Source organism: Variovorax paradoxus B4 (assembly GCF_000463015.1).
In the GTDB taxonomy this organism is placed as follows: Bacteria; Pseudomonadota; Gammaproteobacteria; order Burkholderiales; family Burkholderiaceae_C; genus Variovorax; species Variovorax paradoxus_E.
In genome coordinates, this window is the sequence record NC_022247.1 from 4,464,724 (window position 1) to 4,491,356 (window position 26,633).

At 68.9% G+C, this 26,633-nt stretch carries 23 protein-coding genes; 2 read left to right on the top strand and 21 right to left on the bottom strand.

Annotated features, from left to right (window positions below; genetic code table 11):
* Nucleotides 1-8 precede the first annotated feature (8 nt).
* Nucleotides 9-752, bottom strand: coding sequence for an SDR family oxidoreductase (locus VAPA_RS20760; protein ID WP_021008729.1), 744 nt, complete (start codon nucleotides 750-752; stop codon nucleotides 9-11).
* A gap of 128 nt (nucleotides 753-880) precedes the next feature.
* Here VAPA_RS20760 and VAPA_RS20765 point away from each other — a divergent pair, with 128 nt between their 5' ends.
* On the top strand, nucleotides 881-1,774 hold the full coding sequence (locus VAPA_RS20765; protein ID WP_021008730.1) for a LysR family transcriptional regulator: 894 nt from the start codon (nucleotides 881-883) through the stop codon (nucleotides 1,772-1,774).
* Nucleotides 1,775-1,913: 139 nt separating this feature from the next.
* Here VAPA_RS20765 and VAPA_RS20770 read toward each other — a convergent pair whose 3' ends face one another.
* Nucleotides 1,914-3,437, bottom strand: coding sequence for an MFS transporter (locus VAPA_RS20770; protein ID WP_021008731.1), 1,524 nt, complete (start codon nucleotides 3,435-3,437; stop codon nucleotides 1,914-1,916).
* 109 nt (nucleotides 3,438-3,546) lie between these two features.
* Between VAPA_RS20770 and VAPA_RS20775 the strand changes: the two genes are divergently transcribed.
* Nucleotides 3,547-4,443: a LysR family transcriptional regulator gene (locus VAPA_RS20775; RefSeq protein WP_021008732.1), complete on the top strand. Its 897-nt coding sequence runs from the start codon at nucleotides 3,547-3,549 to the stop codon at nucleotides 4,441-4,443.
* Here the strand turns inward: VAPA_RS20775 and VAPA_RS20780 are convergent.
* From VAPA_RS20780 to VAPA_RS20870, 19 genes are all read right to left on the bottom strand, one after another.
* On the bottom strand, nucleotides 4,415-5,896 hold the full coding sequence (locus tag VAPA_RS20780; protein ID WP_021008733.1) for an AAA family ATPase: 1,482 nt from the start codon (nucleotides 5,894-5,896) through the stop codon (nucleotides 4,415-4,417). The genes VAPA_RS20775 and VAPA_RS20780 overlap by 29 nt on opposite strands.
* Before the next feature lie 87 nt (nucleotides 5,897-5,983).
* A complete protein-coding gene (locus VAPA_RS20785) occupies nucleotides 5,984-8,500 on the bottom strand; it encodes an ABC transporter permease (protein ID WP_021008734.1) in 2,517 nt (838 codons plus the stop codon).
* Nucleotides 8,501-8,571: 71 nt separating this feature from the next.
* A complete protein-coding gene (locus VAPA_RS20790) occupies nucleotides 8,572-9,444 on the bottom strand; it encodes a formate dehydrogenase accessory sulfurtransferase FdhD (protein ID WP_021008735.1) in 873 nt (290 codons plus the stop codon).
* On the bottom strand, nucleotides 9,441-9,854 hold the full coding sequence (locus VAPA_RS20795; RefSeq protein WP_021008736.1) for a hypothetical protein: 414 nt from the start codon (nucleotides 9,852-9,854) through the stop codon (nucleotides 9,441-9,443). The genes VAPA_RS20790 and VAPA_RS20795 overlap by 4 nt, the downstream gene beginning before the upstream one ends.
* Nucleotides 9,851-11,071, bottom strand: a complete 1,221-nt coding sequence (locus tag VAPA_RS20800) for a formate dehydrogenase subunit gamma (protein ID WP_021008737.1) — start codon at nucleotides 11,069-11,071, stop codon at nucleotides 9,851-9,853. The genes VAPA_RS20795 and VAPA_RS20800 overlap by 4 nt, the downstream gene beginning before the upstream one ends.
* An 11-nt stretch (nucleotides 11,072-11,082) precedes the next feature.
* Nucleotides 11,083-11,337, bottom strand: coding sequence for a hypothetical protein (locus tag VAPA_RS20805; RefSeq protein WP_021008738.1), 255 nt, complete (start codon nucleotides 11,335-11,337; stop codon nucleotides 11,083-11,085).
* Nucleotides 11,334-11,957 carry a formate dehydrogenase FDH3 subunit beta gene (gene fdh3B, locus VAPA_RS20810; RefSeq protein ID WP_015866837.1) on the bottom strand — a complete coding sequence of 208 codons (624 nt, stop codon included), beginning with the start codon at nucleotides 11,955-11,957 and terminating at the stop codon, nucleotides 11,334-11,336. The genes VAPA_RS20805 and fdh3B overlap by 4 nt, the downstream gene beginning before the upstream one ends.
* A gap of 9 nt (nucleotides 11,958-11,966) precedes the next feature.
* Nucleotides 11,967-14,957 carry a formate dehydrogenase subunit alpha gene (locus VAPA_RS20815; RefSeq protein ID WP_021008739.1) on the bottom strand — a complete coding sequence of 997 codons (2,991 nt, stop codon included), beginning with the start codon at nucleotides 14,955-14,957 and terminating at the stop codon, nucleotides 11,967-11,969.
* A 15-nt stretch (nucleotides 14,958-14,972) separates the two neighbouring features.
* Nucleotides 14,973-15,203, bottom strand: coding sequence for a hypothetical protein (locus VAPA_RS20820; RefSeq protein ID WP_021008740.1), 231 nt, complete (start codon nucleotides 15,201-15,203; stop codon nucleotides 14,973-14,975).
* Nucleotides 15,204-15,313: 110 nt separating this feature from the next.
* Nucleotides 15,314-15,931 (bottom strand): TorD/DmsD family molecular chaperone, encoded by a 618-nt coding sequence (locus VAPA_RS20825; protein WP_021008741.1) that lies wholly within the window; start codon nucleotides 15,929-15,931, stop codon nucleotides 15,314-15,316.
* Nucleotides 15,928-18,078, bottom strand: a complete 2,151-nt coding sequence (locus VAPA_RS20830) for a 4Fe-4S dicluster domain-containing protein (protein ID WP_021008742.1) — start codon at nucleotides 18,076-18,078, stop codon at nucleotides 15,928-15,930. The genes VAPA_RS20825 and VAPA_RS20830 overlap by 4 nt, the downstream gene beginning before the upstream one ends.
* Nucleotides 18,002-18,610 carry a DUF3306 domain-containing protein gene (locus VAPA_RS20835; protein WP_021008743.1) on the bottom strand — a complete coding sequence of 203 codons (609 nt, stop codon included), beginning with the start codon at nucleotides 18,608-18,610 and terminating at the stop codon, nucleotides 18,002-18,004. The genes VAPA_RS20830 and VAPA_RS20835 overlap by 77 nt, the downstream gene beginning before the upstream one ends.
* Nucleotides 18,603-19,172 (bottom strand): DUF3305 domain-containing protein, encoded by a 570-nt coding sequence (locus tag VAPA_RS20840; protein WP_021008744.1) that lies wholly within the window; start codon nucleotides 19,170-19,172, stop codon nucleotides 18,603-18,605. The genes VAPA_RS20835 and VAPA_RS20840 overlap by 8 nt, the downstream gene beginning before the upstream one ends.
* A gap of 36 nt (nucleotides 19,173-19,208) precedes the next feature.
* Nucleotides 19,209-20,000, bottom strand: a complete 792-nt coding sequence (locus VAPA_RS20845; protein ID WP_021008745.1) for an ABC transporter ATP-binding protein — start codon at nucleotides 19,998-20,000, stop codon at nucleotides 19,209-19,211.
* Nucleotides 19,997-20,746, bottom strand: a complete 750-nt coding sequence (gene modA, locus VAPA_RS20850; RefSeq protein WP_021008746.1) for a molybdate ABC transporter substrate-binding protein — start codon at nucleotides 20,744-20,746, stop codon at nucleotides 19,997-19,999. The genes VAPA_RS20845 and modA overlap by 4 nt, the downstream gene beginning before the upstream one ends.
* Before the next feature lie 31 nt (nucleotides 20,747-20,777).
* Nucleotides 20,778-21,461, bottom strand: a complete 684-nt coding sequence (modB, locus tag VAPA_RS20855) for a molybdate ABC transporter permease subunit (protein WP_021008747.1) — start codon at nucleotides 21,459-21,461, stop codon at nucleotides 20,778-20,780.
* Between the two features lie 110 nt (nucleotides 21,462-21,571).
* On the bottom strand, nucleotides 21,572-21,919 hold the full coding sequence (locus VAPA_RS20860) for a winged helix-turn-helix domain-containing protein (protein WP_021008748.1): 348 nt from the start codon (nucleotides 21,917-21,919) through the stop codon (nucleotides 21,572-21,574).
* Between the two features lie 81 nt (nucleotides 21,920-22,000).
* Entirely contained in the window at nucleotides 22,001-24,874 is a 2,874-nt protein-coding gene (gene fdhF, locus VAPA_RS20865) for a formate dehydrogenase subunit alpha (RefSeq protein ID WP_021008749.1), read from the bottom strand.
* Nucleotides 24,871-26,616 carry an NAD(P)H-dependent oxidoreductase subunit E gene (locus VAPA_RS20870; protein WP_051255399.1) on the bottom strand — a complete coding sequence of 582 codons (1,746 nt, stop codon included), beginning with the start codon at nucleotides 26,614-26,616 and terminating at the stop codon, nucleotides 24,871-24,873. Before VAPA_RS20870 ends, fdhF begins: the two co-directional genes overlap by 4 nt.
* Nucleotides 26,617-26,633 lie beyond the last annotated feature (17 nt).

Sequence of the window (26,633 nt, forward strand, 5' to 3'; positions counted from 1 at the left end):
GAGCGGACTCAGGCGAGGCCGCCGTTGGCGCGCAGGACCTGGCCATTGACCCAGCCCGCATCGGGGCCGGCCAGGAAGGCCACCACCGAGGCGATGTCCTCCGGCTGGCCGAGGCGCTGCAGCGGCGGCATCTTCGCGAAGGCCTGGACCTGCTCGTCGGTCTTGCCGTCGAGGAAGAGCGAGGTGGCAATGGGGCCGGGCGCCACGGCGTTCACCGTGATGTTGCGGCCGCGCAGCTCCTTGGCGAACACGTGCGTGAAGGCTTCGACCGCCGCCTTGGTGGCGTTGTAGATCGCGTAGCCGGGCAGGTTCAGCGCGAGCGTGGTGCTCGAGAAGTTGACGGTGCGGCCGCCCTCGTTGAGGCGCGTTGCGGCTTCGCGCAGCGTGTTGAAGGTGCCGCGCACGTTGATGTCGAAGGCCTGGCCGTAGAGCGCGTCGCTGTGATCGGCCAGCGGCACGGTCTTGAGCACGCCGGCGTTGTTGACCAGCACGTCGACCTTGCCCAGCTGCGCTTCGACGGTGTCGAACATGGCGCGCACTTCCTCGGCATTGGCCACGTCGGCCTTGACCGCGATGGCCTTGCCGCCGGCGGCCGTGAGTTCGGCGGCCAGCGCCTCGGCCTGTGCCGAGCCCGAGGCGTAGTTGATGGCAACGGCAAAACCGTCCCTGGCGAGGCGCTGCGCGACGGCGGCACCGATGCCGCGCGAGGCGCCGGTGACGATGGCGACCCGGGTGTTGCGGGAGGTGGTCATGGTGCGATTCCTTTGCAGTGGTTGGTAGGTGAGACGAATGATCGATCGTTCCATCAAAAAGATAATCCACCTTCAATCGCCAATACAATTCCATTTACTCAAACAATAGGCAACACAGACCCAGCCCCATGGACCGCTTCCAGGAAATGCAGGCCTTCGTGCGCATCGCCGAACGGCAGAGCTTCACCCAGGCCTCCGAAGACCTGCAGATCCCGCGCGCCACCGTCACCACCTTGATCAAGCGCATGGAAGAGCGCATCGGCACGCGGCTGCTGGAGCGCACCACCCGCACCGTGCGCCTCACGCAGGACGGCGAGGCCTACTACCGCCGCTGCGTGCGGCTGCTGGCCGACATGGAAGAGGCCGAGGGCGCGTTCCGCAACGAGGCACCCAAGGGCCTGCTGCGCGTGAACCTGCAGGGCACGCTGGCGCGGCATTTCGTGGTGCCGGCGCTGCCCGGCTTCCTGGCGCGCTATCCCGGGCTGGAGTTGCACATCGGCGAGGACGACCGGCTGGTCGACCTCGTGCGCGAAGGCGTCGACTGCGTGCTGCGCGCGGGCAACCTGCAGGACTCCTCGATGGTCGGGCGGCGCGTCGCGCTGCTGCCGCAGGTCACGGTCGCGAGCCCCGGCTATCTGGCGCGGCATGGCGAGCCGGACAGCATGGAGGCGCTGGCTTCGCACCGCGCCGTCAACTACGTCTCCAGCGGCACGGGCAAGGTGGTGCCGCTCGAATTCACGGTCGACGGCCGCGTGACGGCCGTGGACCTGCCTGCCACCGTCTCGGTGACCGGCGCCGACCTCTACACCGGCGCATCCGTCGCGGGGCTCGGGCTGGTGCAGGTGCCGCGCTACCGCGTGGCCGGCGAACTCGCGGACGGCCGCCTGAAGGTGCTGTTGCCCGGCTTCGCGCCGCCGCCGATGCCCGTCTCGGTGCTCTACCCGCAGAACCGCCAGCTGTCGTCGCGCGTGCGCGTGTTCACGCAATGGCTGCGCGACATCTTCGAAGCTGCGGAGCCCTGACCCTTGCTGTCTTGCTCCCTCCCTTCCGGGGGAGGGTCGGGGTGGGGGCTGGCGGCGTATCAAGCACCGGCGGGGTTGCAAAGGCCGCGTGCCCCCATCCCAGCCTTCCCCCGGAAGGGGAAGGAGCAAGACACACCCCTCAACAGGCCGATGACTCCAATGCCACCGCGCCCGCTTCAACGTGCGCCTCGCCACGCAGGAACACGAACACCACCAGCGCCGTCAGCACAGTGACGCCGGCCAGCACGCACAGCAGCGTGCCGAAGGCCGCGCCGTAGGCCTGCAACAGCGCCGCGCGGTCCACGCCCGGCAACAGTGCAAGGGCCTGCGACAAGTCGCCCGTCGTTACCCGCTGCGCCGCCTGCGACGTCACGCCCGGATGCGCCGGCAGGCGGCCCAGTTGCAGCATGACCAGCGCCGTCAAACCCGCCCCCACCAGCGCGAGCGCAATGCCCTCGCCCGCCACCCGCACCGTGTTGAAGATGCCCGACGCCATGCCGGCGCGCTCGCGCGGCACCACGCTCACCGCGAGCCCGTCCATCAGGCCCCAGGGCAATCCGATGCCCGCGCCGATCAGCAGCAACGGCCACGCGATGACGTGCAGCGGCGTGCCCGGCGCGCAGCGGCTGAGCCAGAACAGCCCCGCCGCGCACACCAGCAGGCCCGCGGCCGAGATCGTGCCCGCCGAGAACCGGTGCGCGAGCGAGGCCGCGAGCGTCGGCACCACGAGGATCGGCCCCGAGAGCGCGAACATGAAGCTGCCCGCCTCCAGCGCGCTGCGCCCCTCCAGCCCGATGAAGCGGATCGGCAGCAACACCAGCAGCACCACGAAGCCATAGGCCGGCGCTGCGGCCAGCAACTGCACGCCCACGAAGCGCGGAAAGCGGAACAGCGACAGGTCGAGCATCGGATGCGCCACGCGCCGCTCGATGGCGATGAAGGCCGCGCCCATCAGCACGGCGCCTGCCAGCGCGGCGATCACCCGCGGGCTGCCCCAGCCGCTGTCGGGCGCCTGCAGCACGCCGAGCGTCAGCAGGCTCAGCGCGCCGGTGAACGTGACCGTGCCCGGCATGTCCAGCCCCATCGCGTCCGGATTGCGCGACTCGCGCATGCTCGGCGCCGCAATGCACAGCGCAGCGAGGCTGATCGCGCCGGGGCTCAGCATCACCGACTGCCAGCCGAAGGATTCTGCGAGCCAGCCCGAGAGGATGGCGCCGCACGACAGCCCCACGCCGAACGAAGTGCCGATCAGGCTGAACGCCCGCGTGCGCGCCGCGCCGTCGAACACCTGCGCCAGTGCCGCAGTGCCGGCCGCGAAGGCCGCGGCCGACCCCAGCCCCTGCAACCCACGTGCGAGATCGAAGACAACGATGCCGGGCGCGAGCGTCAGCAGCGAACTGCTGAGCGCAACCACCGCCAGCCCCAGCAGGAAGACACGCTTGCGGCCACAGGCGTCGGCAAGGGCGCCGGCCGCCATCAACGTGGCGCCGAAGCTCAGCATGAAGGCGTTGGTCACCCAGTTGAGCTGCACCGGGCTGCCGCCCAGCGCATCGCGGATCGCGGGCAGCACCACCGCCGGGCCGGTGAAGCTCAGCGGCATGCCCAGCGCCGCGAGGCAGACGGCGGCCAGCAGCCAGTTCTTGTTGTGGGAAGGCGAGGACATCGAAGGCTTTCACGCAAAAGGAGGACGAAGGCATAGAAGATAGAAAGGAATCAATGGAATGAGAATGGCGTCTTCGATCCTCAAACTCCCAACCCAAGGTTGCCAATCCATGGACAGCTTCAGCGGACTCGAATCCTTCGTGCGGGCGGCCGACCTGCTGAGCTTTGCCAAGGCCGGCCGCCTGCTGGGTATCTCGGCCTCGGCCGTGGGCAAGAACGTTGCGCGGCTCGAACAGCAGTTGGGCCTCAGGCTTTTCAACCGCACCACGCGGCATGTGCGGCTGACCGAGGAAGGCGCGATGTTCCACGAGCGCTGCCGCCGCATCCTCGACGAGCTCGACGATGCGCGCGCGATGATGCAGGACGCCGCAGCGGCCCCGCGCGGCCGCCTGCGCGTGAGCCTGCCGACCATCGGCTACCGCTTCCTGCTGCCGGTGCTGCCGGCCTTCAAGGCGCGCTATCCCGAGATCGAACTCGACCTCGACTTCAACGACCGGCTGGTCGACGTGATCGCCGAAGGCGTGGACGTGGCGATCCGCAGCGGCGAGCTGGGCGATTCGCAACTCGTGGCGCGCCGGCTCGGTCCGTTCTGCTTCGTGCTCGTCGCATCTCCGGACTACCTGGCGCGCCACGGCGTGCCACAGGTGCCGGCCGACCTCGCGCAGCACAGCTGCCTGCGCTACAAGTTCGTGACCGGCGGCAGGATCGAGGACTGGGACCTGCCGGGCCTGCCCGCGCAGCTACCGCCCGGCCTCTTGTGCAACAACATGGAAGCCATGCTCGGCGCGGCGGTGGCCGGCCTCGGCGTGGCCTACATGCCCGACTTTCTCGCGCGCGATTCGCTCTGCCGCGGCGAACTGCAGCGCGTGCTCGAAACGCACCTGGTGCGCCAGGGGCAGTTCTCGGCGCTGTGGCCGTCGAGCCGGCAGCTGTCGCCGAAGGTGCGGGCCTTCGTGGACTTCGCGAGCGAGCACATGTTCAGGGAAGACTTGCCACCGGTTCGCTGACCTCGCGCGATGGCACCCCGGCACGCGCCGTGCTCTCCTTTGGCTGCGGCTTCGCGGCCTCGCCTGCCGTCCGGCTCAGCGCGAGCGCCACCTGCAGCGGATAAAGCGTGCGCGCATCGCCCTCGGCCTTGTTGCTCACGGTGGTGCCGGCGGCTTCGCTCGTGCTGGCCGTGCGCACCGCGTCGGGCCGGTGCACGGGCACCATGAACGGCGAGTGCGTGGTGTAGATGATCTGGTTGCCGAAATCCTGCTCGAAGTGCGCGAGCAGGTCGGCCTGCGAGCGCGCATGCAGATGCAGGCCGGGCTCGTCCAGCAGCAGGACGGCATCGCCGGCACCCTTCGTGTCCGCGAAGAAGGTGACGTAGAACGAGAAGAACCACTGGAAGCCGCGGCTGCGCTCGTCGAGGTTCACTTCCACGTCGTAGGCGCGGTTGGGGTCGGACACCAGCGTGTCCATGTACGGCCCGTCCAGATTGAAGCGGACCTTGAGCTCGCGGTCCTTCCAGAGCCGGCGGATCTCGGCGGTGACGACGGAGCCGGCGCGGTTGGCGAGCTGGTTGCGCGTGGCCTGGTCGTTCTTCTCCAGCAGATCCTGCAGCTGCTGCGGATCGAGCCCCGCGACCTTGCAGAGCTTCTCGAAGTTGCGCTGCTCCGGCGCGGCCTGCCCCCAGCCCTTGCGCGCGAGGTGCTCGGCAATGTTCTGGCGGCCGGGCAGCGCCGGGTACTCGTCCACGCAGATGAACCGGGGCAGCTTCTGCAGCACCCACTCCTTCGCCCTCGCGAGCGCCGGCGTGTCGTTGGCGATCGAGCGGGCCACCTCCTCGAGCTCGACCAGCATCTGCTCCTGCTTGTCGCTGAGTTCGGCATCCGCGGCAGCCATGGCCTTGCGCAGCGACTGCAGCGCTGCCACCGCCCCCGCCGACCACCGGATGTAGTCCGGGCTCAGGATCATCGCGGCGTCGAAGGCGTCGGCCGCCTGCTCCAGCGTCGCACGCGCCTGCTCGGCGAGCTTCTCGGCCGCGGCCTTGACCGCGGGCACGATCTTGCGCACCTTGCCCTTGATGTCGGACACGTCGAGCGAGAGGTCGCCGAGGCCCTCCAGGCCCGTCCAGCGCGCCGTGCCATAGCCCCGGCCCGCGGTGACGTGGCGCACGCCGGCCGCGCGCGGAAGGATCTGCGCGAGCTCGGCCCGCTCGCTGTCGTCGAGGCTCCAGCGCGTCGCGACGACGGGCGTGTCGCCGTGGCATTCCTCCAGGCGGCGGTGCCGCGGAAAGTCCTTGATCGGACTGAGTTCGGCCAGGCCTTCGGCCGGGTTCAGGCTGTGCAATGCGCGCAGCAGGTTCGATTTGCCGCTGTCATTTCGACCGAGGATCGCCGTGATCTGTGGGGTATCGATGGGGCCGCTGTCGTTGATCGAGCGAAAGTTGGTGATCTGGAATGACGCCAAGCGCATGGAGGGGTTTTCTTCTCATCGAATGATTGCAGGGCCGGGGAATGTATTGCATTCCCCGGCCCTCTTCGCCCCCATGGAAAGAAAAATCTACTCCGCCGCGCGCCGCAGCGTATCGACCACCGGCCTGCGCAGCACGTCGCGCAAGCCCCACCAGCCCGCCGCCAGCGCCAGCACCGCGCCCGCGAGCGCACCGGCAATCGGCACCAGGGGCGACGCCGTCCAGGTGAAGTCGAACACGTAGCGCGCCAGGCCCCAGCCGATGGCCGACGCCACAATGCTCGCCAGGAAGCCCGCCAGCAGGCCCACACCGGCCAGCTCGGCGCGCTGCACCTGGCGCAACAGGCTGGCCCGCGCGCCCACCGCGCGCATCACGGCGAACTCGCGCGCACGCTCCTCACGCGTGGCCGTGACCGCGGCGAACAGCACCACCAGCCCCGCCGCAAGCGTGAAGCCGAACAGGAACTCGACCGCGCGGATCACCTGGTCGAGCACGCGCTGCACCTGGTTGATGGTGGCGCTCATGTCGACGTTGGTCACGTTGGGGTAGCTGCGCACCAGCGCGTTGTCGAAGCCCCGCGTCTCGGGCGCGCGGAAGGCGCCCATGTAGGTCGCCGGCACGTCGGGCAATGCGGCCACGGTGTACATCACGAAGAAGTTCGCATGCATCGAGCCCCAGTCGACCTTGCGCAGCGAGGTGATGCGCGCATCGTTCTGCATGCCGCCGATGTCGAAGCGCAGCATGTCGCCGAGCTTGAGGCCGAGCGTCTCGGCCAGGCCTTCCTCCACGCTCACTTCGCCCGGCGCATCGGGCTTCCACGCCCCTGCCACGATGCTGTTGTGCGCCGGCGCCTCCGCGCTGTTGCTGAGGTTGAACTCGCGGTCCACCAGGCGCTTGGCACGGTCTTCCGCGTAGTCGTCGGGCGACACCGGCTTGCCGTTCACGGCCACCAGGCGGCCGCGTATCATCGGATACCAGTCGAACTTGTTCACACCCGCATCGCGCAGCGACTTCTGGAACGCCGTGCTCTGGTCGGGCATGACGTTGATCACGAAGCGGTTCGGCGCATCGGGCGGCGTCGCCTTGCGCCAGCTCGCGACCAGGTCGGTGCGCAGCAGCACCAGCAGCACCAGCGCGAGCAGGCCCACGGCCAGCGCGCTGACCTGCACCACCGCGTAGGCCGGCCGCGCCGAGATCTGGCGCGTGGCCAGCACCAGCCAACGCGGCGCGGTGGTTTCATTGACGCTGCGGCGCAGCACCTTCACCGCGAGCCAGCTCAGCAGTGCGAACACGGCCACCGCGCCCGCGAAGCCGCCGACGGCGATCAGGCCCAGCTTCAGGTCGCTGCTGGCCGCGATCAGCAGAGCCGCGAAGCCGGCCACGCCAATGCCCAGCACCGCGAGCGACGCGGGCTTGAGCCCGCCGACGTCGCGCCGGATCACGCGCAGCGGGGGCACCCTGGCCAGCTGCAGCACCGGCGGCAGGCCGAAGGCGAACAGCAGCGTGAGCCCCATGCCCAGGCCGAAGGCCACGGGCCACAGGGTGGCCGCGGGCAGCGCCGCTTCCACCAGCCCCGCGAGCAGCACCACGAACACGTAGTGCACGCCGAAGCCGATCGCCACGCCGAGGCTGCTGGCCACGATGCCGACGACGGCAAATTCGAACGAATAGGCCAGCGCGATGGTGCGCTGGCTCTGGCCGAGCACGCGCAGCATGGCGCAATCGTCGAGATGGCTGGCCGCGAATCCGCGCGCCGCCAGCGCCACCGCCACGGCCGAGAGCAGCGCCGCGAGCAGCGCGACCAGGCTCAGGAATTTCTCGGCGCGGTCCAGCGTCTGGCGCATCTCGGGGCGCCCGCCTTCGAAGGAGTCGAGCCGCACGCCGCGCAGCTCGCCCTTCTTGATCGCGGCCTCGGCCCAGTCGGAAAAGCGCTTGACAGCCGCATCCTCTCCCGCCACCGCGTAGCGGTAGCCGACACGGCTCGCGGGTTGCACGAGGCCGGTGCGCGGCACGTCCGCCTGGTTGAGCATCACCCGTGGCGAAAAACTCATGAAGCCCGCCCCGCGGTCGGGCTCGAGCGTGATCACGCGGCCGATGCGTAAACTGCTGTCGCCCAGAAGAAGCGCATCCCCCACCTTGAGCGCGAGCGAGTCGAGCAGCGAGGCATCGACCCAGACCTCGCCCGCCGGCGGGATGTCGCGCGTGATGCTGCCGGGCGCATCGGCGGCATGCGCGGTCTGCAGGTTGCCGCGCAACGGGTAGCCCGCGGTCACGGCCTTCAGGGCCACCAGCTTGCTGGCGCCGCCCTGAGCATCGTCGGCCCGCGCCATGGTGGGGAAGCCGTAGGTGCCGGTGCCCTCGAGTCCGAATGCGCGGGCCTGCGCGATGAAGGTCGCAGGCGTGGGGTTGTCGCTCACGACCACCGCGTCGCCGCCGAGCAGTTGCCGCGCATCGCGCTGCAAGCCCCCCTGCAGCCGATCGGCAAAGAAGCCGACCGCCGTGAGCGCGGCCACGGCCAGCAACACGGCAACGATCAAGAGGCGCAGTTCGCCGGCACGCAGATCGCGCCAGAGGGTGCGCCAGCCAAGGCGGAAGGAGGCATTCATGGGCGAGACGATAGCCGACGTGCGCGCGCCGGCGCCTTTTCAGGGGCTTGTCGCGAGTAGGGGAACAGGCCTCAGGCCGGACTGCGGCGCGCGAGTTCCGGCTGCAGCACCAGCCGATCGACGCCCGCGTAGCAGACGAAGTGCCGGTTGGTCGCGCGGCCGATGGCGCACAGGCCCACGCGCGTCGCCACCTCGTGGCCCATCTGGGTGATGCCGCTGCGCGAGACCACGATGGGCACGCCCATCTGCGCCGACTTGATCACCATCTCGCTCGTGAGCCGGCCGGTGGTGTAGAAGACCCGGTCGCCGGCCAGCGCATCCGGCGGCTGCATGGCGCACCAGCCCGCGATGGTGTCGATGGCGTTGTGGCGGCCGACGTCTTCCACGAAGCAGTGCATCGTCGCCTCGGTGCCGCCGGGCTCGAGCGTGAACAGCGCGCAGCCGTGCACCGACCCGGCCGACTTGTAGGTGCTCTCCTGGAGCCGGATCGCGTTGACCAGCGCATAGAGCTGGGCCTGCGTCATGCGCGTGGGCGGCAGCTGGAGATTGTCGATGTCGGCCATCAGGTCGCCGAACACGCTCCCCTGGCCGCAGCCGGTGGTCACCACCTTCTTTGCGGTGCGCTCCTCGATGCGGTCGATGCCGGCGTGCGTCTTGACGGCAGCGGCGCCGACCTCCCAGTCGACCGTGACCGATTCGACGTCGCTGGCCGATTCGATGAGGCGCTGGTTCAGCAGATAACCCAGCACCAGCAGCTCGGGCTGGGCGCCGAGCGTCATCAGCGTGACGAGTTCGCGCCGGTCCACGTACACCGTCAGATCGCGTTCGGCGGGAATGGAGACGGTGCCGCGCGCGCCATGCTCATCGACGACCTCGACCTCGCGCGTCAGCGCGGCGCGGGCCTGGGTGAGACGCGGGAGCGGCAACGACAGCGGCGTCGTCACTGCGCCTTCGGCGTGGGATTGGCGGTGGCGGCAGGCTGCGCGGTGCTGGGCGGCGATGCAGCCGTGGTGGCCGGCGAATGCGCCCCCGAAGCCTCGATGGGCTTGGCTTCCGCCGGCGGCGTGAAGACGAAGGGGCCGGGGTCGGCGCAGGGCGGCGTGGCAGGCGCGGCCGGCACCGGCTTGCCGGCCGTGGTCGCACTGGCGCGGTACCTGGCCACGACGCGGTCCTGCGCCTGGCAGAGCTTGTAGGTGTCGACCTTGCCGCTCCAGGCGGTCTTGGCGGCGGCTTCGGCGGCCTTGGCCTTGGCCTCGGGTGTGGCGGGCGGCGGCGCCAGCTTGGCCCATGCCGCGGGCGCGGCCAGCGCGAGCACCAGCGTGCAGAGATTCAAGGGCAGCATCGGCTTCTTCATGAGGGCGTTCCTTCGGCGGGTCTCGCAGGCCGCGCAGCCGGTGCAGCCGAATCGGTGGGCACCGTGCGCTGCGCAGGAATCTTGCCCGCGGCGATGTCGTCGTACCAGAGTTCGTGGTGTTCCCTGGCCCAGGTCTCGTCGACGTAGCCGGTGCGCATGGCCTTGTAGGCGCCTGTCATGCCGAGCGTGCCGATGTAGATGTGGCCCATGATCATCGCCATCATCAGCAGGGTTGCGATGCCGTGGACCATGTGCGCCACCTGCATCTCGCCGCGCGTGTAGACGAAGCCCGGCAGCAGCTTGTCGAGAAAGAGCCCCGAGCCGATGACGAAGAAGCCGAGGAACAGCACGCCGCCCCAGAAGACCACCTTCTCGCCGGCATTGAAGCGGTGCGACGGCACTTCCTTGCCGCCGAAGAGGCCGCCGAAACGCGCGAGCCATTGGAGGTCGCTGGCGCGAGGGAGGTTGTCGCGAATGAAGGTGAACACCATGAACACCATCGTCACGACGAACAGCGGGCCGACGAAGTTATGGACGTTCTTGAGCGCGTAGGCAATCCAGCCGAAGAGCGCAGCGCCCATCCACGGCATCAGGAAGAACTTGCCGAAGGCCATCACGATGCCGGAGATCGCGAGCGTGACGAACGCGATGGCGTTCGACCAGTGCGTGGCCCGCTCGAACGGGGTGAAGCGCTCGATCTTGCGGCCGGTTTCCTGGCCGTGCAGGCGGATGGGACCGCGCGTGAAATAGAAGATGGCCAGCGCCAGCAGCACGACGAACAGCAGTGCCGCGCCGTAGGGAATGATCCAGTCGTTGCGCACCTGGCGCCAGGCTTCGCCGGCATTGGTGAGGCGCGATCCCGGGTACTGCACAAAAGGCTGGATCAGGTTGCCGGCCTCGGGCGCCTCGCTTTTCGGCAGGCTGCTGTAGCCGGTCACGCCCTGGCCCACCTGGCGCCACATCGGCGCGTTGTTGCCGGGCTGCACCTTCATGCGCTCGCCATTGGTCTGGTTCGCGTAGTTGGGGTCGGCGCTGGCTTCGGGCTTGACCTCGAAGATGTTCTGGCCGCGGATACCGCCCGCGGCGGGCTCCGGCGCGGCGGTTGCGGCAGGTGCCGCGGGTGCGGACGTCGTTCCAGGGGCGGCCGGCGGCTGCGCCTGCGCGAAGGCCGTACCCAGCGCGGCAAGAAGAACGAGAGCGGTCAGCGCTTGCTTCATGGGCTCTCCGTTCAGTTCTCTTTGTTGTATTCGTTCTGCCCGTTCTGCGCGCGGGTCTTGAGCTGCTGCTGCCAGGCGGTCTTGTCGCCGACCTTCCAGCCAGGCGCGGTGAACACCGTGCCGGCGTTCTCCTGCGTGCCCGTGCCGCTCCAGGGAACGGCGTCGCGCTTGACGCCCTGCGCGTTGGTCTGCGGCTTCTCGCCGCAGGCCGCGAGGCAGGTTGCGACCAGCGCAACGCCCGCGAAGACGAGGCCCGGCCGCTTCACTTGCGGACTCCACCGGCCGGCGGGGTGCCAGCCTGCTGCGAGCCGTAGGCGGTGCCCCAGCCCCAGACTTCGGCACCCTTGCCGCGCTGGACCACGCGGGTGCGGAAGATGTCGGCCACCACGTCGCCGTCGCCGGCCAGGAGCGCCTTGGTCGAGCACATCTCGGCGCAGGCCGGGAGCTTGCCTTCGGCGAGCCGGTTGCGGCCGTATTTCTCGAACTCGGCTTCGGAGCCGTTGGCCTCGGGGCCGCCGGCGCAGAAGGTGCACTTGTCCATCTTGCCGCGCACGCCGAAGGTGCCTTGCGACGGGAACTGCGGCGCGCCGAACGGGCAGGCGTACGAGCAGTAGCCGCAGCCGATGCACACGTCCTTGTCATGCAGCACCACGCCTTCTTCGGTGCGGTAGAAGCACTGCACCGGGCACACGGCCATGCAGGGCGCATCGGAGCAATGCATGCAGGCCACCGAGATCGACTTCTCGCCCGGCACCCCGTCATTGAGCGTGACCACGCGGCGGCGGTTCACGCCCCAGGGCACCTCGTTCTCGTTCTTGCAGGCAGTGACGCAGCCGTTGCATTCGATGCAGCGTTCCGCGTCGCAGACAAATTTCATTCGTGCCATGGTGCTTCCTTATGCCTTTTCCACATTGCAGACCGTGGTCTTGGTCTCTTGCATCATGGTCACGCTGTCGTACCCGTAGGTCGTTGCGGTGTTGATCGCCTCGCCGCGCACCACGGGGGCTGCGCCTGCGGGGTAGTAGCCGAGCATGTCGACGCCCTGCCAATGGCCCGAGAAGTGGAACGGCATGAAGACCGTGTCGGGCCCCACGCGTTCGGTCACCAGGGCCTGCACGTTGAGCTTGGCGCCGGTGGGCGTGTGCACCCAGGCGCGCTCGCCGTTGCGAATGCCCTTCTCGGCCGCGACCTTGGGGTTGATCTCGATGAACATCTCCTGCTGCAACTCGGCGAGCCAGGGGTTCGAGCGGGTTTCCTCGCCGCCGCCCTCGTACTCGACCAGCCGGCCCGAGGTCATCACGTACGGGAACTTCTCGTGCACCTTGTCGGCGATGTTCTTCTGCTGCACGCTCTTGTACAGCGTGGGCAGGCGCCAGAACGCCATCTTGTCGTCGTGCGTCGGGTACTTGGCCATCAGGTCGGGCCGATTGCCGTAAAGAGGTTCGCGGTGCTGCGGAATCGCGTCGGGGAAGTTCCAGACCAGCGCACGCGCCTTGGCATTGCCGAAGGGATGGCAGCCGTGGTTCTTCATGAACACGCGGATCATGCCGCCCGAGCTGTCGGTCTTCCAGTTCTTGCCTTCGGCCTTCGGCTTCTCGGCCTCGGTGAGCTCGTCCCACCAGCCCAGCTTCTTGAGCAGCACGTGGTCGAGTTCGGGATAGCCGGTGGTGATGTCGGCGCCCAGCGAATGCGAGCCGTCCTCGGCCAGCAGGTTCTTGCCGTCGCGCTCCACGCCGAAGTTCGCGCGGAAATTGCCGCCGCCGTCCATCACGTGCTTGGAGGTGTCGTAGAGGTTCGGCGAGCCGGGGTGCTTGAATTCGGGCGTGCCGAAGCAGGGCCACGGCAGGCCGAAGTAGTCGCCCGTCATGTCGTAGCCGTTGACCTTGTCCTTGGTCCCGCCCTTGGCCTTGAGCGTGCGCACGTCGAAGGCGCCCATGTTGCGCATGTGGGCCTGCAGCCGCTCGGGGCTCTGGCCCGTGTAGCCGATGGTCCAGACGCACTTGTTGATCTCGCGCAGGATGTCGTCGGGCACGGGCTCGTCCATGCCCTTGACCTTCTGCATCTTGTAGTTCTTGCTCAGCTCCGTGCCGAAGCCGAGGCGGTCGGCGAACTGCTGCATGATCATGTGGTCACTGCGGCTTTCCCACAGCGGCTCGATGACCTTCTCGCGCCACTGCAGCGAACGGTTCGAGGCCGTGACGGAGCCGCTGGTCTCGAACTGCGTGCACGCGGGCAGCAGGTAGACGGCGCGGTTCTTGTTGAGGTCGTCGGGGTTGCCGGGCATGGCCGCCATGGCCGCGGTGGCCGAAGGATACGGGTCGACCACCACCAGCAGGTCGAGCTTGTCCATGGCGCGCTTCATCTCGAGGCCGCGGGTCTGCGAGTTGGGCGCGTGGCCCCAATAGAACACGCCGCGCAGGTTCGAGTCCTGGTCGATCAGCTCGTTCTTCTCGAGCACACCGTCGATCCAGCGCGACACGGTGATGCCGGGCTTGCTCATCATCGCGGGCGACGCGAACTGCTTCTTGATCCACTCGAAGTCCACGCCCCAGGTGGCGGCGAAGTGCTTCCATGAGCCTTCGACCAGGCCGTAGTAGCCGGGCAGCGAATCGGGGTTCGGGCCCACGTCGGTGGCGCCCTGCACGTTGTCGTGGCCGCGGAAGATGTTGGTGCCGCCGCCCGACTTGCCCACGTTGCCGAGCGCGAGCTGCAGGATGCACGAGGCGCGCACGATCGCGTTGCCGATGGTGTGCTGCGTCTGGCCCATGCACCACACGATGGTGCCGGGGCGGTTCTCGTTGAGCCAGGTGGCCACCTTGAGCACCTGCGCCTCCTTCACGCCGCAGGCCTCCTCGACCTTGTCGGGCGTCCACTTGGCCAGCACTTCTTCGCGCACCTTGTCCATGCCGAAGACGCGGTCGTTGATGTACTGCTTGTCTTCCCAGCCGTTCTTGAAGATGTGGTGCAGGATGCCGAAGAGAAAGGCGATGTCGGAGCCCGAGCGGATGCGCACGTACTCGTCGGCCTTGGCCGCGGTGCGCGTGAAGCGCGGATCGACCACGATCATCTTGCAGCCATGCTCCTTGGCATGGAGCATGTGCAGCATGCTGACCGGATGGGCCTCGGCGGCGTTGGAGCCGATGTACATCGCCACCTTGGCGCCGCGCATGTCGTTGTACGAATTGGTCATGGCGCCGTAGCCCCATGTGTTCGCCACACCCGCGACCGTGGTCGAGTGGCAGATGCGCGCCTGGTGGTCGCAGTTGTTGCTGCCCCAGAAGCTCACGAACTTGCGCAGCAGGTAGGACTGCTCGTTGCTGTGCTTGGACGAGCCGATCCAGTAGACCGAATCGGGCCCGCTGGCCTGGCGCAGTTCCTTCAGCTTGGCGGTGATCTCGTCGAGCGCGGTGTCCCAGCTGATGCGTTCGTACTTGCCGTTGACCAGCTTCATCGGATAGCGCAGCCGGTATTCGCCGTGGCCGTGCTCGCGCAGGGCCGCGCCCTTGGCGCAATGCGCGCCGAGGTTGATCGGCGAATCGAACACCGGCTCCTGGCGCACCCACACGCCGTTCTCGACCACCGCATCGGAGGCGCAGCCGACCGAGCAGTGGGAGCACACGGTGCGCTTGATCTCGACCTTGCCGGCGCCTACCGCCGTGGGCCGCGCTTCGCCGGCAGCCTCGGCCTTGCGCATCAGCGTGAGCTGGCCCGCGGCCAGGCCCACGCCCACGCCAAGCCCGGAGCGCCGCAGGAAGGCGCGCCGGTCCATGGTGGGCAGCGCGCCGGAAAGGCCGCGCCGCAGGCTGTGAATGAAGGGGGAGGACGACTCGCGCTCCCCTTGCCGCGAGACATTGTTCGCGGGGGCTGTTTTCTTGGTCAGCAACATCTTGGACCTTCCGCTTCAGGCCGAAGCGGTCTTGTAATAGCGCTTGACGTGTTCGCTCAGCGAATAGCCGCCGCCTTTTTCAGGCGCGGGCTTCGCCGCGGGCGCAGCGGCCTCGACGGCCGCTGGGGCCGGGGCGACCTTGGGGAGCACCGAAACCGCGGCAACCGCCGCACCGGCGCCGGCGGCACCTAGAAAGAAACCTCGACGCGAGGCCGGCTTGGTGCCGGCCGCTTGGCTGTCCTGCATGTGATCTCCAGGAGTGGCTGGGGGCAAACCAGATATGAACTGATTTGCATACTTCTGGATACTAGTCCAGACCCTTATTTCCGACAATCAAGCTCTTCCTTTGATAAAGGTCAACCGAGCATGTCGAAACCCTGCACCTCGACCTCGGCGAAGGCGCGGGTGAAGCCGGCCAGCGACGCATAGAAATGCGCCTTGGGATGTTGCGCCACCGCATCGCACAGCGTCGGCAGCCACGACTGCAGATGCGCGGCGAAAAAGGCCTGCTGCTGCGCGAGGTTGGCCACCGCCGCGTCGTCGCCGGCAATCAGGTAGCGCATGACCTCGAACAGGCAGGCGACATGGTCTTCGCTTTCGGACACGGCCTCGCCGCGCGCGAGCCCCAGCCGTGCCAGGTCGGTGCGCAACTGCGCCAGCGGCTTGTCGTTGAGAAAGCCGCTCAGGTAGTGCGAACCGAACAGGTAGATCTCGGGCTTTCCCATGCCGCCGAACAGCGCGTCGTACTCGGCATGCACCGCGGCCGCATCGGTGCCGCGCGCCAGGCCGACCAGCTGCCGCCAGGGCTCTTCGAGAAAGGCGCCCGCCGCGGGCGCCTCGGTCGGCGCCACGCCGAAGGCGCCGAGCAGGTCGGCGTCGGGCGCCGCATACCAGAGGCGCGCGAGCAGGCCGTAGACCTCGGCGCGCGCAATTTCCTCGTCGAGCGCCGAGGTCATGGGAGGAAACTGGCTCATAGCTGCGTGATCTTCATTTCGTTCTGCGCGCTGTACAGGTCGATCACCCGGCAGTCGCTGCACATCTTGAGCCGCTCGAGCGCCTCGCCCTGGAACATGGCGTGGCCCGCGAGCTTGCCGAGCATCGCCTCGATGGCTTTCTGCGTTCCGAACGGCTTGCCGCAGCGGATGCAGGCCCAGGGCTTGGCCTCGTTGAGCACCACGGGCTGCTTGCGCTCGGGCGCGGCCAGGAGCCGCGGCACGAGCGCAATCGCGTTCTCGGGGCAGGTGGTTTCGCACAGCCCGCACTGCACGCAGTTCTTCTCGATGAAGCGCAGCTGCGGCGCGTTCTGGTTGTCCTGCAGCGCGCTGGCGGGGCAGGCGCTCACGCAGGCCAGGCACAGCGTGCAGCTGTCCTTGTTCACCGTGACCGCGCCGAAGGGAGAGCCGGCGGGCAGCGCAATTTCAAGGGGTGGGGCGAGCGGTGCGGCGGCATCGGCAGGCGGCGCCGAAAGCACGGGCGCCTGCGCCATCAGGTGGTCGAGCGTCATCTCGAGCGTGCCGCGCTTCTCGGCGCCCACGGCGAAGCGCGCCGCGGTGGCGGGCACGCGCTGGCGCGTGGCGCGCAGGCCGGCCAGGGCCGCGTCGAGCGCAGCCGGCGCGTCGGCCTCGATCAGGTGGAAATGCGTGCCGGTGTAGCCCAGGCCCGTCAGCAGCGCCTGCGCGACGGCCATCTGCTTCTTCAGCGCATCGAGGTACTGCGGCGCTTCCTCGCCGGTGGACAGCACCGCCACCTGCGAGGCGCCGAAGGCGATGGCGCTGAGCCACAGGTCGATGCCGGTGCTCGCGACGTGCATCAGCGCCACCGGCAGCACATGCGCGGGCACGCCGCCAAGCCCGTCGCGCTTGCCGCGCCCCAGCTGGGCCGCGCGGCCGAGCTGTTCGACAAGTGCCTGTCCGCCTTCTTCGTTGTGCAGCAGCACCGTGGCGTCGCGGCCGCCGGCGCCAAGGTAGGTGGCCAGCAGCGTGCGCAGCTTGCGGCCCTGGTCGGGCGTGCGCGGGTAGGTGTAGCCCAGCGCGCCGGTCGGGCACACGGTGGTGCAGGCGCCGCAGCCCACGCAGAGCTGCGGATTCACGACGATGCGCTGGCGCTCCTTGTCGCTCGAGATGGCGTGCGCCGAGCAGACCTCGACGCAGGCGTTGCAGCCCACCACTTCGTTGCGGCTGTGGGCACAGAGCTTCTGCTTGTAGTCGAAGAACTTCGGCTTCTCGAACTCGCCCACCAGCTCGCGCAGGCGCAGCAGCGTCGACAGGCCTTCGGCATGCGCGAGCCCGCCCGCCAGGTGGAAATAACCTTGCGGCGGCGCATGCCAGTCGATCAGCGCGTTCGCGCCCAGGTCGAGCACCAGGTCGAACTCGGCATCGAGCGCCTCGGGCGCCCGGCCGAAGTGGATGGCGCCGGCCACGCTGCAGGCTTTTTCGCAGTCGCGGTGCGAAGTGCACCTGCCCAGGTCGATCTGGTAGTCGAGCCCGATCGCCTGCTCGGGGCAGGCGCCGAGGCACGCATTGCAGCGCGTGCACAGGTCGAGGTCGATGGGGTTGTCGCGCGTCCAGCGCAGCGAGAAGTTGCCGAGCCAGCCTTCGAGCGATGCGATGCGCCCCGCCATCACGGGCCAGCGGCGTTCCTGCGCGCCGCCCGCGGCGCCCGGGCCGGTGGAAAAGATGGAGACCTGCAGCGCGTCGGCCACCAGTGCCGCGGCCTTCTCGGCCGCGTCGAGCGGGCCGACGATCAAGAGCCGCCCCTGGCTCGCGTAGCTCACGGTCGAGACCGGATCGGGCTCGGGCAGATGGGCCACGGCCAGCAGTGCGGCGATCTTGGGGCTGGCGCTCTTGGCGTCGCGGCTCCAGCCGCCGGTTTCGCGGATGTTCACGAAGCGGATGGGCGAGGTCGCGCCTTCGGTCTGTTCGGCCAGCTCGGTGAACAGCCGGCGCTCCTGCGTGCAGGCCACCACCACTTCGTCGCCCGAGCGGATGGCGCGCTGGAACGCCGGTGCCTCGCGGCGGCACAGGGTGGAATGAAGGGGCAGCGACTCAGCCAGCGCCGCGCCGAGCGTCTTCGGCTCGAGCGGCATCGTCTGGTTGCAGTCGCAGATCAGCGTTGTGGTCATCGGTCTTCTGGCTTGCGGGCTGCACGTCGGCAACCCGCTGGCTGGGGAGGAGATCCTCCGGAGGCTCGGACTGTGCCACGTCCGGCGGTGCGGCGCCTTGCGGGGTTTCCGCGGGGGCAGCGGGTTCTTGTGGCACCTCGGCTTCTTCCTCGTGCTCGAACAGCCTGAGGAACTTGGCACTCGCCATCTGGCGCAGCACGCTGTCGGGGATGGGCGTCGATTGGGAATAGTCGTCGACGTAGGTGTCCAAGCCGTCCATCACATTGAACTGCGGGTCGGCAAAGAGCTTTCTGAAAGCAGTGTTTTTCACCTCGGGCGCGACGTTCCTGGCCATGAAGGGCCGGAAATCGGACTCGGGCGTGAGCGCTTGTGCTTCGGCGAGCGTGGGCGGGGGTATTTCCCCCTGCCCTTCGGCGGGAAGGCCGGGCACGGACAGCGGCTCTTCCACCTCTTGCACGGTGGGAGGGGACGACACATCTTCGCGCGCTTCCTTCTTGCGCCGCGACCAGCGGTCGAAGAAATTCTCAGACATCGCCCGCTCCGCGTCCGCGCTTCTTCTCGGTCGACACGCTGGCCGCGTTGCCGAAGCGGTCGACCAGCGGACGGAAACTTTCGGGCCGCTTGCGGCGCTTGGGCTCGATCACGTAATGCGCCTGGACGAAGCCGCGCATCCACTCGATCACCTCTTCGGGCGCGGGCACCTGCTCCACCGTTTCCTGCGCGTCGAGCCAGCGGCCGGCCTCGTTGTAGCTGAGGCTCACCACCACCGGACGCGCGATCGGCTCGTCGGCGACGGTGGGTTCTTCCTCCATGCGCCAGAGCACGAACCAGCAGGGCGCGGGCGTGGTGGCGTTCAGGTGGTAGCCCTCCACGTCGTCGCGGAACAACTCGGTCTTGAAACCCGGATGCAGCCAGCGCTGTGCGCCTTCGTTCGCCTCGAGCAGGCGCGGCTCGGTGCCGAAACCGGGCTGGTCGGGGCCGACGCTTTCGAGAATCCAGCGCCAGGACTGCCAACGGCTGTCCACGCGCTCGCGGCGCATCACGACGGCAACATCGATGGAGGGATTCATCCGGCCATCGTAGCGCCGCCGCATGCCGCTTTCGCGCCGAGGGTCATCCGTGCCGGAGGTTCAAGCGCCGGTCGCGTCCTGCAGCAGCAGGCCGCGCAGCTTTCGATGCAGCGGCGTGGCCTCGGCGGCCGGCACGCCGCCCGCCTCGCGCAGCGCGAAATCGCGGCTCTGCGCGTTGTGCAGGTCGATCTCGCGCACCACCTGGCCGTGGTTGTAGACGAAGGCCACGTCGGCCAGCGCCAGCACGTCCTCGATGTCGTGCGTGATCATCAGCACCGGAATGCCCCACTGGCGGCGAACCTGCGCGAGTTCCTGGCGCAATTCGCTGCGCAGCATGGGGTTGAGCGCGGCAAAAGGCTCGTCGAGCAGCAGCACCTGCGGCTGGCAGGCCAGCGCGCGGGCCAGCGCCACGCGCTGCTGCTGGCCGCCCGAGAGCTTCTGCGGCCGGCTGTCGGCCAGCGCCGCCAGGCCGAAGCCTTCGAGCAGCGACTGCACCATCTCGGCCTCGCGCGGCGGCAGCCCGCGCCGGTGCCAGGCGGTCAGGCCGAAAGCCACGTTCTCGCGCACCGACAGATGCGGGAACAGCGCGTAGTTCTGGAACAGGTAGCCGATGCGCCGCGCCGGCGCGGGCACGTCGATGCCGCGGGCGGAGTCGTAGAGCGTGCGGCCGTCGAGCCGCACATGGCCCGCGGACGGATGCAGCAGCCCCGCGATGGCCTGCAGCGTGAGCGTCTTGCCCGCGCCCGAGGGGCCGTAGAGCGCGGCAAAGGGCACGTCGGTCGCGAAGCGCGCCGCCAGGTCGAAGCGGCGCGTGCCGTCGGTGACCGTGAGCTTCAGGTCGACGTCGATCATGGCTTGCCGAAGCCGTAGCGCGCGAGCACCTCGCGCGCGGCGTCGCTGGAAAGAAAGGCCACGAAATCGCCGGCCAAGGTTTTCTGGCGGCTTTCGGCGACCACCGCGACCGGGTAGGTCACCGGCATGGCGGTGGTTGGCGCGAAGGCGACCCGGACCTTCTCGCTCATCACGGCCGCGTCGGTGCGGTAGACGAAACCGGCCTCGACCTCGCCGCGGGCCACGTAGTCGAGCACCTGGCGCACGCTGTCGGCCTGTACGAACTTCGGCTCGAGCACGCTCCAGAGTCCCGCGCCATCTAGCACCTGCCGCGTGTAGCGGCCGACCGGCACGGTGGCGGTCTTGCCGACCGCGATTTTCCGGACGCCCGCGCCGGCAAGGTCCTGCAGCGACTTGACGCCGACCGCGCCCTTGGCCGGCTCGATCAGCACCAGGGCATTGCTCGCGAAGTTCCGGCGCGTGGCCGTGTCGACGAGATTCTGCTCGGCGGCGCGGCCCATCGTCTCCTGGTCGGCGCTCGCGAACACGTCGACCGGGGCGCCCTGCCCGATCTGCTGCAGCAGCACGCCCGAGGCCGCGAAATTGAAGCGCACCGTGGCGCCCGGCTTCGCGGCCTCGAATTTCGGCCCGAGCTCCTTGAATGCGTCCGTCAGGCTGGCAGCCGCGGACACCGTGATCTGCTGGGCCGCCGCGCCCAGCGGCAGCGCCAAGGCAAGCACAAGAGACAGAAGGCGGAGCGGACGCATGCAGGATTCCTCGGGTTGGGGGATGGATCGGTCAGCGCAGCGAAAAGAAGCGGTTCGACAGCACCAGCACGGTGACCGACAGCAGCGAGGTCACCACCACCAGCAGCAGCGCGAGGTCGTCGTGGCCGGCCTGCACCGCGTCGTAGATGGCCATCGACAGGGTCTGGGTCTGCTGCGGAATGGAGCCCGCCACCATCAGCGAGGCGCCGAACTCGCCCATGGCGCGCGCGAACGCGAGCAGCGTGCCGGCCAGGATGCCGGGCCAGGCCAGCGGCAGCGTCACGCGCAGGAAAACCGAAAACGGCGACTGGCGCAGCGTGCTGGCGGCGGCTTCGAGGGAGCGGTCCACACCCGCAAAGGCCGCGCTGGCCGACTTCAGCACCAGCGGCAGCGCCACCACGGCCGACGCCACCACGGCGCCATGCCAGCTGAAGATGATGCTGTAGTCGAAGTGCTCGCGCAGCCAGCTGCCGAGCGGGCTGTGGCGCCCCGCCGCCACCAGGATGGCGTAGCCGATGACCGTGGGCGGCAGCACCAGCGGCAGCATGAACACTGCCTCGAGCACCGTGTGGCCGGGGAAACGCTTGCGCGCGAACACCCAGCCCAGCGCCACGCCGGCAATGAGCGCCAGCAGGGTCGCGACCGCGGCCACCTTGAGCGACAGCACCAGCGGAAACCAGTCGGCCGAGGCGATGAGGGAGTTCGTCGTATTCATGAAGATACAACGCAATTGTTGCACGAACGGACGCTCCCCCCTGAAGGGGCGTCCGTGGCGGGTGCGGGAGGATGGCGCCGATATCCTTTCGGATACAGCGCGGGAACGGATCAGGGCGCCAGCAGGCGCGTCAGCGCGCGGACGTCGGCCGCCGTGGCCAGGCGCGCGGCGTTCTCGATGGCGCGGTAGTGCTTGACGATTTCCTCGCCCACCGGCGTGAGCGCGGTGCCGCCGCCGCGCGAGCCGCCGGCCGCGGTGTTCACGGCCGGGGAGCTCAAGGCGTGGTTCATTTCATCGATCAGCATCCAGGCGCGCCGGTACGACATGCCCAGCTGGCGCGCCGCGGCCGAGATCGAGCCGGTTTCCGCCACCGCCTCCAGCACGGCGATCTTGCCGGGGCCGATCGCGATGCTGTCGTCCCTGTAGATGCGCAGGCGGAACTGGACTCTGGTTTTCATGCCGGTGGTGATGGGAACGGTGCGGGAGGTTGGCGCCAAGGTTAAACCATGGCCGCGACCGCGCTCCCGCCGCCGCCCGCCTCAGTCCACCGCCGCGAGCACGCCCGACCCGGTTCCGTAACCGGCCGCCGCCATCGGCTGGCCGCCGCGCCGGATGCTCACCGCGCAGTACTTGAACTCCGGAATCTTGCCGAGCGGATCGAGCGCGGCATTGGTCATCAGGTTGGCCGCGGCCTCGTAGTAGGCGAAGGGAACGAACACCGCGCCGCTGGGCGTACCGTCGTCGCGCCGCACGTGGATGGCCACCTCGCCGCGGCGCGACTGCACGGTGATCACGTCGCCGGCTTCGAGGCCGAGCTTCTGCAGGTCGGACTGGTTCATCGAGGCGGTGGCCATCGGCTCCAGCGCATCGAGCACGGAGGCGCGGCGCGTCATGCTGCCGGTATGCCAGTGCTCGAGCTGGCGACCGGTGATCAGCACGAACGGGTACTCGGCATCGGGCCGCTCGTCCGCCGGAATGATGTCGGCGGGCACCAGCTTCACGCGACCGTCGGCGGTCGGGAAGTCGTCGATGAACACGGTCGGCTGGCCCGGGTCGTCCTCGCTCAGGCAGGGGTAGGTCACGCTCGAATCGCGCTGCAGCCGCTCCCAGCTGATGCCGCTGATCACCGCATGCATGGCCTGGCGCATTTCCTCGTAGACCGCGGCCACGCCGGACTCCTCGCCCTCGTAGTTCCAGTGCAGGCCCATGCCCCGGGCGATCTGCTGGATGATCCAGAGATCGGGCCGCGCGTCGCCCGGCGGATTGAGCGCGCGCTTGCCCAGCTGCACCATGCGGTCGGTGTTGCTCACCGTGCCGGTCTTCTCGGGCCAGGCGCTCGCGGGCAGCACCACGTCGGCGAGCCACGCGGTCTCGGTCATGAAGATGTCCTGCACCACCAGGTGCTCGAGGCTCGCGAGCGCATGGCGCGCATGGTTCAGGTCGGGGTCGCTCATAGCCGGGTTCTCGCCCATGATGTACATGCCGCGCACCTTGTGCGGATCGCTGTCGGGCGCCAGTGCCTTGTGCATGATCTCGACCACGGTGTAGCCCGGTGTCGCATCGAGCGGCGTGCCCCAGAAGTTCTCGAACCACGCGTGCACCGCCGGGTTGTCGACGCGCTGGTAGTTGGGAAACATCATCGGGATCAGGCCCGCGTCGCTCGCACCCTGCACGTTGTTCTGGCCGCGCAGCGGATGCAGGCCCGAGCCCGGCTTGCCGATCTGCCCGGTGACGGTGGCCAGCGCGATGAGGCAGCGCGCGTTGTCGGTGCCGTGCACGTGCTGGCTGATGCCCATGCCCCAGAGGATCATCGCGCCCTTGGCGCTGGCAAAGGCGCGTGCCACTTCGCGCAGCGTTTCCGCCGGCACGCCGCAGATGGGTGCCATCGCCTCGGGGCTGTAGCCCTTGACGTTCTCGCGCAGCGCCTCGTAGTTGCTGGCGCGCGTGCGCACGAACTCCTGGTCGACCAGGCCTTCGTCGATCACCGCGTGGATCAGCGCGTTGAGCATGGCCACGTCGGTGTCGGCCTTGAACTGCAGCGTGCGCCAGGCATGGCGGCTGATGTCGGTGCGGCGCGGGTCGGCCAGCACGATCTTGGCGCCGCGCTGGGCGGCGTTTTTCATCCAGGTGGCGGCCACCGGGTGGTTGGCCGTGGGGTTGGAGCCGATGACGAAGATCAGCCCCGCATGCTCCACGTCGTTGACCTGGTTGCTCACCGCGCCCGAGCCCACGCCTTCGAGCAGCGCCGCCACGCTGGAGGCGTGGCACAGCCGCGTGCAGTGGTCGATGTTGTTGCTGCCGAAACCCGTGCGCACGAGCTTCTGGAACAGGTAGGCCTCTTCGTTGCTGCCCTTGGCCGAGCCGAAGCCCGCGAGCGACTTGGCGCCGTAGGTGTCGCGCAGGCCCGAGAGCTTGCCGCTGGTGAGCGCGAGCGCTTCTTCCCAGGTGGCTTCGCGGAAGACCTCGCCCCAGTCGCCGGGCCGCGGCGCATCGCCGAAGTCCTTCGGCATGCCGGCCTTGCGGATCAGCGGCCTGGTCAGGCGCTGCGGGTGGTGCGCGTAGTCGAAGCCGAAGCGGCCCTTCACGCACAGGCGGTTGTGGTTGGCCGGGCCGTCGCGGCCGTCGACGCTGACGATCTTCTCATCCTTCACGTTGTAGGTCACGAGACAGCCCACGCCGCAGAACGGGCACACCGAATCGACCTTGCGGTCGACCTGCTGCGAGCCGATGTGGCTCTTGGGCATCAGCGCGCCGGTCGGGCAGGCCTGCACGCATTCGCCGCAGGCCACGCAGGTGCTGTCGCCCATCGGGTCGTCGAGGTCGAACACGATCTTGCTGTCGCCACCGCGCAGAGCGTATCCGATGACGTCGTTGACCTGCTCCTCGCGGCAGGCGCGCACGCAGCGGTTGCACTGGATGCAGGCATCGAGGTTGACGGCCATCGCAGGATGCGAGATGTCGGCCTTCGGCTGCTTGCGGCGCAGCGCCTTGAGTTCGGGCCGCGCCGCGATGTCGAGCTTCTTCGCCCAGGCGCTGAGTTCGCCGTGCTGCTGGGTGGCGTCGTCGCCGATCCACTTGTAGCCCTCGTCGGGCATGTCGGACAGCAGCATCTCGACCACCATCTTCTGGCTCTTGAGAGCCCGCTCGCTGGTGGCCTGCACCTCCATGCCGGCCGTCACGTTGCGGCAGCAGCTGGGAGCGAGCGTGCGTTCGCCCTTCACCTCGACCACGCAGGCGCGGCAGTTGCCGTCGGGGCGGTAGCCGTCCTTGAAGCACAGGTGGGGAATGTCGACGCCGTGACGCTCGGCCGCCTTGAAGATGGTCTCGCCGTCGAAGGCCTGGATGGGTTGCCCGTCGAGGGTGAATTCGATGGTTTGCGGCATCAGCTCCGCGAGCTTGGACGGGGCGTTCATGCCACCTCCTCCGGGAAGTATTGCTGGATGCAGCGGATCGGGTTGGGGGCCGCCTGGCCGAGCCCGCAGATGGAGGCGTCGCCCATGACCTGCGCCAGGTCTTCGAGCGTGGCGTTGTCCCACACCGGCGCATGCATCAGCGCCGCGGCCTTGGCGGTGCCGACGCGGCAGGGCGTGCACTGGCCGCAGCTCTCGTGCTCGAAGAAGCGCATCACGTTCAGCGCGGCGTCGCGGGCGCGGTCGTGCTGGCTCAGCACCATCACGGCGGCCGAGCCGATGAAGCAGCCGTGGGGCTGCAGCGTGTCGAAGTCGAGCGGAATGTCGTTCATGCGCGCCGGCAGGATGCCGCCCGACGCGCCGCCCGGCAGGTAGGCATAGAGCGAGTGGCCGTCGAGCATGCCGCCGCAGTATTCGTCGATGAGCTCCTGCACGGTGATGCCCGCGGGCGCGAGCTTGACGCCCGGGTGCTTCACCCGGCCGCTCACGCTGAAGCTGCGCAGGCCCTTGCGGCCGTGGCGGCCGAAGCCGCTGAACCAGGCCGCGCCTTTCTCGACGATGTCGCGCACCCAGTAGAGGGTCTCGAAGTTGTGCTCCAGCGTCGGGCGGCCGAACAGGCCCACCTGCGCGATGTACGGCGGGCGCATGCGCGGTTCGCCGCGCTTGCCCTCGATGCTTTCGATCATGGCCGACTCTTCGCCGCAGATGTAGGCGCCCGCGCCGCGCCGCAGCTCGATGCGCGGCAGCGCGCAGGGCGGATCGGCCTGGAGCCGGGCCAGCTCGGTCTCCAGCAGCGCGCGGCAGTCGTGGTATTCGTCGCGCAGGTAGATGTAGCACTGCTCGATGCCGACGATCTGCGCCGCCACCAGCAGGCCTTCGAGAAAGCGGTGCGGATCGCGTTCGAGATAGGTGCGGTCCTTGAAGGTGCCGGGTTCGCCTTCGTCGATGTTCACGGCCATGAGCCGGGGCGCCGGCTGGTCACGCACGATGCGCCATTTGCGCCCGGCCGGAAAGCCCGCGCCGCCCAGGCCGCGCAGGCCCGAGTCTTCCATCGTCTTGATGATGGCCTCGGCGTCTTCCTCGCCGTTGACGAGTGCGGCGGCGAGCGCGTATCCACCATGCGCGCGGTAGGTGACGTAGTCGGTGAAGGCCGGCATGCGCTCGACCGCGCCGGGCAGTGGCGAAATGCTTTTCTGCGCGAACGCGGCGGCGTCGAAATAGGCAACCGTAGCTTCTTCCGGCACGGATTTCAGGGCCTGAAGCACTTTCTCTTCGGTCGCGAGCGGCACGGCCTGCCGGTCGACCACCACCGCGGGCGCCTGCTCGCAGCGGCCGACGCAGGGCGCGGCAATCACGCGCACGTCGCCGCCTTCGGCGCCGAGCAGCGCAGGCAGCCGCGCCATCAGATCCTTGGCGCCGGCCAGTTCGCAGGCCAGCCCGTCGCACACACGAACGGTGAGGCCCGGCGCGGCATCGTCGCCGCGCACCACCTCGAAGTGGTGATAGAAGGTCGCAACCTCGTAGACCTCGGCCATCGGGATGTTCATTTCCCGCGCCAGCGCCACCAGGTGGCGGTCGTGCAGGCAGCGGAAGGCGTCGTTGAGCTTGTGCAGGTGCTCGATGAGCAGGTCGCGCCGGTGGCCCTCGGCGGGACGCGCGCCGATCAGCGTGCGCACTTCGACGAGCGCCGCTTCCTCGGGCTGGCGGCCCTTGAGCTTGCTCTTGCGGCGGATGCGCTCGCGCATCTCGTCGGCGGTGGCGA